Origin of the sequence: Faecalicatena contorta (assembly GCF_001404335.1) — a bacterium.
Classification (GTDB): domain Bacteria; phylum Bacillota; class Clostridia; order Lachnospirales; family Lachnospiraceae; genus Faecalicatena; species Faecalicatena contortus_B.
The window spans coordinates 114,322-122,236 of sequence record NZ_CYZU01000010.1 but is presented as its reverse complement, the minus strand read 5'-3'; the positions used below and the strand labels follow the sequence as shown (position 1 = coordinate 122,236).

Below are 7,915 nucleotides of genomic sequence, written 5' to 3'. Positions count from 1 at the left end.
CAGACACCAACACTTGCCATGATCGTGGATCGAAATCAGAAGATCAAGGAATTTACCAAAGAAAAATATTATATGGCTCATATCAAGTTTGATGATATGGATGCAGTCACGGAGCATTTTCAGAAAAAAGAGGATGCAGATAAAGTGGCTGCGGATTGTGCGGAGCGTATGTGTGAAGTAGAGAAAGACGATGTGAAGGAGAAAACAGTTCGTCCACCGAAGCTCTATGATCTGACAACCTTACAGAGGGAAGTCAATCGAATGTTTGGTTATACCGCACAGCAGACGCTGGATGCCGTGCAGGAGATGTATGAGCAGAAGCTTGTTACTTATCCGAGAACAGACAGCCAGTATCTGACAGATGAGATGGGAGAAAGCACAGAAACTCTGATTCAGATGTTGCTTGGGAAAATGCCCTATGCCGAAGGGCTGGAATATCAGCCGGACGTGAGTAAGGTATTAAATTCAAAGAAAGTATCTGATCACCATGCAATTATCCCGACCGTGGAAGTAGCGAAGGCAGATATAGGTAAACTGAAAGAACGAAACTGCAAGATTTTGTATCTGATCAGTGTCAGGGTACTGACAGCAACCGCAGATCCTTATATTTATGAAAGCCATAAATGCCAGATTACCTGTAATTATCATACGTTTTATCTCTCAGCAAAGAAAACAAAGCAGGAAGGATTCAAGGCCATCGAAAATAAATTGAAACAGTTCTTTGGCATAAAGATTGAGAAAGAAGAGCCGGAGCTGGATATCTGGGCTGGCAAGCATTACGGTCCTTGTGATTCTTTTGTATCGGAGCATTTTACACAGCCACCGAAACAGTACACAGAAGATACCCTGCTTTCTGCGATGGAACGTGCAGGGAATGAAGAGCTGACCGAAGATACGGAAAAGAAAGGACTTGGCACACCGGCAACAAGGGCAGCAATCATTGAAAAACTGATTCAGTCTGGTTTTGTTAAAAGGGAAAAGAAAAATCTGATTCCGACAGATGATGGAAATGTACTGATTACGGTTTTGCCGGACGAGATTAAATCTCCGAAGATGACAGCTGAATGGGAAATGGCATTGAATCACATTGCTCAGAATACAGAGACAGCAGATGAATTCCTAAATGGGATTACAGAGCTGATGCAGGAACTGGTTGCCAGATATCAGGGGATTTCAGAAGAGAAGAAAAATCAGTTTCAGGGAAAAGCAAAAGGAGAAGTCATTGGCAAATGTCCCCGTTGTGGAGCTGATGTCAGGGAAGGAAAAGTAAACTTTTACTGTTCTGACCGGAATTGTGCTTTTACCTTGTGGAAGAATGATAAATTCCTTGCAAGCCAGGGGAAAAAGATGGATAAGACGACAGCAAAGAAATTTCTGTCTAAAGGAAAAATCCATTATAAGGATCTGGTATCAAGAAAAACAGGGAGACAGTATGAAGCAACTGTGGAGATGGTCGATCCCGGAGAGGGAAATGTACAGTTCAATCTTATTTTTCCACAACGATAAGTAGTGTATTGCAGGCAGTCTAAGGACTGTCTGTTTTAATACAAATATATGAAAGAGAGGACCTTAGCATGAAGAAAAAAGGTAATTTTAGAAAAGTAGTATCTGGCTTGCTGGCAGGAATGACAATGCTTAGTACAGTGTTATCTCCGATGACTGCATATGCAGCGGAAATCCAGCCAGAGGAAAAACCTCCACTTTATGAGGAAGTGAAAGACCTTCTGGATGAAGATGAGGTGGTGACTGCTAAAGATTATGAAATCGAAACAGGCAGTGTATTTGATGTGAAATCAGACTACACAGGGCTGGAAATCAAGGACGATAACAAGGTCAAAGTCACATTTGAGGAAGCAAAGAATGACAAGAATGAGGATTTTACGACAGATCATGTGGACACTTACAAAGCGGTCTATTATGTGGAGCCGGTAAATCAGGAGCATCCGAAGTACCAGATCAGCCGAAACCTGATTGTGCGTGAGAAAGAAACAGAAACGCAGACAGAGGCCGCAGGAAGTGAAGCAGTGACCGAATCCGAAACAGCTGGCAGTGAACAGCAGACAGAGGAAGCGGAGGATTCCGAAGCAGACTCGGAGATTACCGATATTGATGCTGATGAATTTGATGATTTAGTCGAGCAGGCACAGAATCAGGATACCTATGATGAAGAATCAGGGTTAAAGCTTCATGATGTTTTGGAACAGGCAGGAGATGAAGGTGTGGATCTTGACGCTATGGAAGAGGGAGAGATTGCAACATTTGAAGCAGTTTCGGCTTATTCAGCAAGAAGTACACAGCAGGTAACAATTGAAAAAGGACCACTGTATAGATATGCAGATTATAATCTTGGAACCTATCTGACAGAGCCGTACTATATCAGCTACGGAAGCGTCAGAGCAATTGCGTATTGTGTACAGCCAGCAAAGCCAGGACCTGGATCCGGAAATTATACAATCACAAAGATTGGAGACAATCAGGCGTTAGCAAAAGTGTGTTATTACGGTACAGATGCCGCAGGAAGCGAAAGTTTTTTTGCGAATAAACACACGGATTTTTCGGAAGGAAAAAGATTCATCATTATTCACATGGCTGCATCGTATGCCAACGGAAGCAGTGATGCTTTTTACGGAACCAATGCTACAGGCGAGGCTTTGGCAAAAGAACTCTATAATTATTGTGTGAATAAGCCGGAAATACCAGATGTAGCGATGTCATTTTCAAAGCCGAGTGTAAAGGCTTATGTAGATGGAAATGTCCAGAGAACAGAAAATATTAAGTTCAATGCATCTTCCCAGCAGAAAATCACAATGGACTTACCAAAAGGAGTAAAGCTCCATAATGTATCTACTGGAAATGTAAGTGCGGCAGGTGCAAGCGTAACAATTGGAGGAGGAACCACGTTTTATCTTTCAGCACCTCTGACACAGACAAAAGATGTAAGTGCTACTTTTTCTACAAAGATGAAGGGAAGTATTACAAAAGATTATTCAGCATATAAACTGACTACGAATGCAAGTGTTCAGGATCTGGCATTTGTGTTTGGAGAAGGTGTTGCTGATGAAAAATATGTAAGCTTAAAGGTTTCCTGGATTGAACAGGCTACGATCGAAATCGTAAAGAAAGACGATACAGTGGATGTTAATCTTGCAGGTGCAGTATTCGGTGTATACAGCGATGAGGCTTGTACAAAGCTGATCACTCAGATGCCGGAGACAGATAAGAATGGAAAATCCTCTGTTACGATCATTAAGACACAGGATACCGTTTATCTGAAAGAGATCACAGCACCACAGGGATATGTAGTAAATGCAACGGCTACGAATGTAAAACTGGTAGCAAGTAAGACTTCATCGGTAACCGTGGAAAATAAGGAGCAGCTGGCAGAGCTTACCATTTACAAAGAAGGACAGGTTCTGACAGGAGCAGAGGTCAGTGAAAATGGAACAATATTTCAGTATGAAAACCGCAGACAGAAAAATGCAGTATATAGCGTGTATGCCGGAGCAGATATCGTAACTGCTTATGGCACAAAAGTGTACAGCAAAGGTGACTTGGTAAAAGAAAATCTGACAACGGGTGAGAATGGTTCTGTCACACTGAAAAACCTGCATCTTGGAACCTATGTGGTAAAAGAAGCAAAAGCACCGGAGAATTTCTATAATGGCAATGAAAAAAAGGCAGTAACTCTGACTTATGCTGGTCAGAACAAAGAAGTTGTATTTGCAGATGTGACTTTTAACAATGAGAGACAGAAAGCAGATGTTTCCGTAGTAAAACAGGATAAAGACACCAAGAAACCACTGAAAGGCGGTATTTTTGCTCTGTACGCATCCGATGATATCAGAAATGCAGACGGAACCGTTGTTGTGAAAAAAGGAACGCTGATTGAGAAAGCAACTACTGGCGCAGACGGAACTGCAAAATTCACAGCAGACCTGCCGATTGGATACTCCTATTCTGTAAAGGAGGATCAGGCACCGATAGGTTATGTAAGAAATAGAGAAGATGTGTATACGTTCAAGTTTTCATACACCAATGATAAAGAAGCAATCGTATCTTTTGCCCATACCTTCAGCAATGACCGTGTGACAGCAAAGATCAATCTTTATAAAGTGGATAAAGAGACAGGAAAAGCAGTACCGCAGGGAGATGCCACACTGAAAGGAGCAGTTTATGGACTGTATGCCCGTGAAGATGTCGTGCATCCGGACGGAGCAACTGGAACTATTTATAAAGCAGGGGAGCAGGTAGCTTCTCTTACAACAGATGACAAAGGACAGGCTTTTGTAGATGGTTTATATCTTGGCAAATATTATATCAAAGAGATTACACCGCCGACCGGATACCTGGCAGATACAGAAGAGCATGATCTTACGTGCAGTTATGAAGGAGATATGACAGCAGAAGTAAAAAGAGAGTGCACTTCCAGTGAGCAGGTCATCAAGCAGCCATTCCAGATCATCAAAGCAGCCAACAATGGAAAGACAGATGCAGATCTGTTATCAGGAGCTGGATTTACAGTTTATCTGAAATCTTCCCTCACAAAAAAAGCAGATGGAAGTTATGATTTTGATTCTGCCAAACCAGTAGTGAGTGGCGAAAATGGAGCTACTGAGATTTTCACAGATGAAAAAGGGTATTCCTGCAGTATTCCATTACTATTTGGAAGCTATATCGTGCGTGAAACTACAACACCGCATAATTACAAGCCAGTCGATGATTTTGAAGTGAATATTACGGAGCATCATCCAAATGAGCCGCAGATCTGGCGAGTGCTTCTAGATGAAGAGTTTAAGGCAAAACTGAAAATCGTGAAAAAAGACGATGAAACAAAGAAATCCGTATTGATTGCCGGAACAGAATTTAAGGTATATGACCTGGACAACAAAAAGTATGTGGAACAGGTAACAACGTATCCTGTGACAACTACTCATAAGTCCTATTTTACGGACAGTCAGGGATATCTGATCATGCCGAAGAATCTGAAGATCGGACATTACCGGATTGAGGAAGTCAATGCACCGGAAGGGTACACAATCAACAAGAACTATGTAGAGATTGCAGTGGATGCAAACACAGCATACCAGATGGATTCTGAGAGCGGAGATGCCATTATTACGGTAGATTACGAGAACCATCCGGTAAAAGGAAAGTTGATGATCTATAAAAAAGGTGAGATGCTGACCGGATACAAGAAGGATTTTGTTTATGAAGAAAGATACCTGAAGGGTGCGGAATTTAATGTCTATGCAGCTGAAAATATCTATACACCGGATTATCAGAAAGATGAAAACGGAAACAGACAGCTGATCTATGCGAAGGATGCACTGGTAACAACAGTTACGACCGGAGAAGACGGAAAAGCAGTTGCAGAGAATCTGCCGCTTGGTTCGTACTATGTGGTAGAAAAGACTGCACCGGAAGGATTCGTTCTAAACCATGATAGATCAGAAGTCGCATTTGTCTATGCCGATCAGGATATACCTGTAATTGAACAGGAAGTGACTGTTGGCGATGACCGACAGAAAGTTGCAATCCAGGTAGAAAAACAGGATGCAGAGAATGGTGCAACCGTAGCAGGGGCTGTCTTTGGTATCTATAACAAAGAGGATATCAAGGCAGATGGAAAAGTGATTGTGAAAGCAGATACACTCATACAGAAAATGACTTCTGATAATGATGGTCTTGCAGCATGTACGCTGGATCTGCCACTTGGACAGTATTATGTGAAAGAGTTAAAAGCACCAGCGGGATTTGTATCCTCTGATGAAATTCTGAATCTGGATGCTTCTTACCAGGGACAGGATGTGAAGACAGTAAAACTGAAAACAGTGAAAAAGAACCAGCCGACAACCGTAGAAGTCACAAAATCTGATGTAACAACAGGTGTGGAACTGGATGGGGCAAAACTCACCGTTCTTGATAAAGAAGGAAATGTCGTGGATCAGTGGATTTCTGTAAAAGATCAGCCACATGTGATCAAACGACTGACAGTTGGAGAGGAATACACCCTTCGTGAGGAAATGGCACCTTATGGTTATCTGAAAGCAACGGATGTGAAGTTCACGCTGGAAGATACCGCAGAGATTCAGAAAGTAGAGATGAAAGATGAAGTACCGACAGGACTTCTGATCATCAACAAAAATGGAGAGTTTTTGGATAAAGTGACACTTCTGGACAATGTAAAAGGTACTGTGGAGCATCTCTTTGAATATGTAACTGGAAGTCTTACAGATGTGACGTTCGATGTATTTGCTGCGGAAGATATCAAAGCGGCAGATGGTGTCAGTGAAGATTATTTCAAAGCAGATGAAAAAGTAGGAACCATTACTACGGATTCCAATGGTATTGCACAGATGGGAGATCTACCGGCTGGCAAGTACTATGTGAAGGAAGTAAAAACTGCCCATGGTTATGTGCTGGACAAAGAGCCGAGATATGTTGATCTTTCCTACCGTGATCAGGACACACCAGTCATTACTTATGATGAGAAATGGCAGAATGCCCGTCAGAAAGTAAAGGTTACGGTTGTGAAGAAAGAAAAAGATACAGACCGTGTCCTTGCAGGTGGTATCTTCGGTCTTTATACCAGTGAAGATATCAAAAATGCAAAGGGCGAGGTACTCCTTGAGAAAGACAGCCTGATCGAGCAGCGAGTAACGGATGAAAAAGGACAGATTACTTTTACGGCAGATCTTCCGGTAGATGGAAAATACTATGTGAAAGAGATCTTTGCGCCAGACGGATTTGTTACAACAGAAGAAGTACAGGAATTTACCTTTGAATATGCCGGAGAAGACCAGGCAGAAGTAAGCTACGACTTTACTTTTGAAAATCAGCCAACCACAGTGGAGCTGACCAAAACAGACCTGACTACAGGTAAAGAACTTCCAGGTGCACACCTGAAAGTAACGGATTCAGATGGCAATACAGTGGATGAATGGACTTCTACGGAAGAATCCCATGTGATCAAAGAACTGGTTGTTGGTAAGGAATACACCATGACAGAGACAAAACCGGCAGATGGATATGTCACTGCAGAAAGTATTACTTTCACAGTAGAGAATACAGCAGAGGTTCAGAAGCATGAGATGAAAGATGATGTGACAAAAGTGCAGATCAGTAAGACGGATATCACAGGAGAAACTGAGATTCCAGGTGCAAAACTGACGGTTCTTGACAAAGACGATCAGGTAGTAGAGAGCTGGACTTCCACAGAGGAAGCACACTATATCGAAAAACTTCCAATCGGTAAATATACCTTACGTGAAGAGCAGGCACCGAAAGGATATCTTCTGACATCTGATGTGACATTTGAGGTGAAGGATACCGGAGAAATTCAGAAAGTGGCTATGAAAGATGATACTGCCAAGGGAAAAGTGATTCTTAATAAGGCAGATAAATCGTCAGGAGAACCGCTGAAAGGGGTAGAATTTGAACTCCGTGACAGCAAAGGAAAGGTTCTGGAAACCTTAAAGACAGACGCTGCCGGTCATGCAGAAAGTAAGCTGTATGAGATTGCTACATTTAAGAACGGTAAATATGATACAGCAATCAAGTATTATCTGGTGGAAACAAAAACATTGGATGGATACACACTGGATCAGACCAGGCATGAAGTGACATTTGCTTATGCGAATGACAGTACACCAGTCGTGGAAGTTACTTTCAATCTGACAAATGAGAAACCGGAAGTTCCAGAAACACTGAACACACCGGATACACCACAGTCCCATGAAGAGACAAAGGTATCAAATGCACCAAAAACAGGTGACAGCACGAATATCTGGTTGCCGATTCTGCTTCTGGTAATCTCCACAGGAGGTATGGCAGGACTTTATATCAGAAAAAAGAAAAACAGAAAATAGTAAAGTAATTAATTTGCAGTAAAGGGGGCCCTGAATCAGGGCTCCCT

At 42.2% G+C, this 7,915-nt stretch carries 2 protein-coding genes; both read left to right on the top strand.

Annotated elements, in window-relative coordinates; genetic code table 11:
* Window positions 1–1,506, top strand: a 1,506-nt coding sequence (locus tag ARB69_RS07410) for a DNA topoisomerase (protein WP_055152376.1), incomplete at its 5' end; no start/stop codon positions are given.
* A gap of 68 nt (window positions 1,507–1,574) precedes the next feature.
* The gene (locus ARB69_RS07405) at window positions 1,575–7,868 is read left to right on the top strand and encodes a SpaA isopeptide-forming pilin-related protein (RefSeq protein WP_055152366.1); all 6,294 of its coding nucleotides are present in this window, start codon (window positions 1,575–1,577) and stop codon (window positions 7,866–7,868) included.
* The last annotated feature ends 47 nt before the right edge of the window (window positions 7,869–7,915 follow it).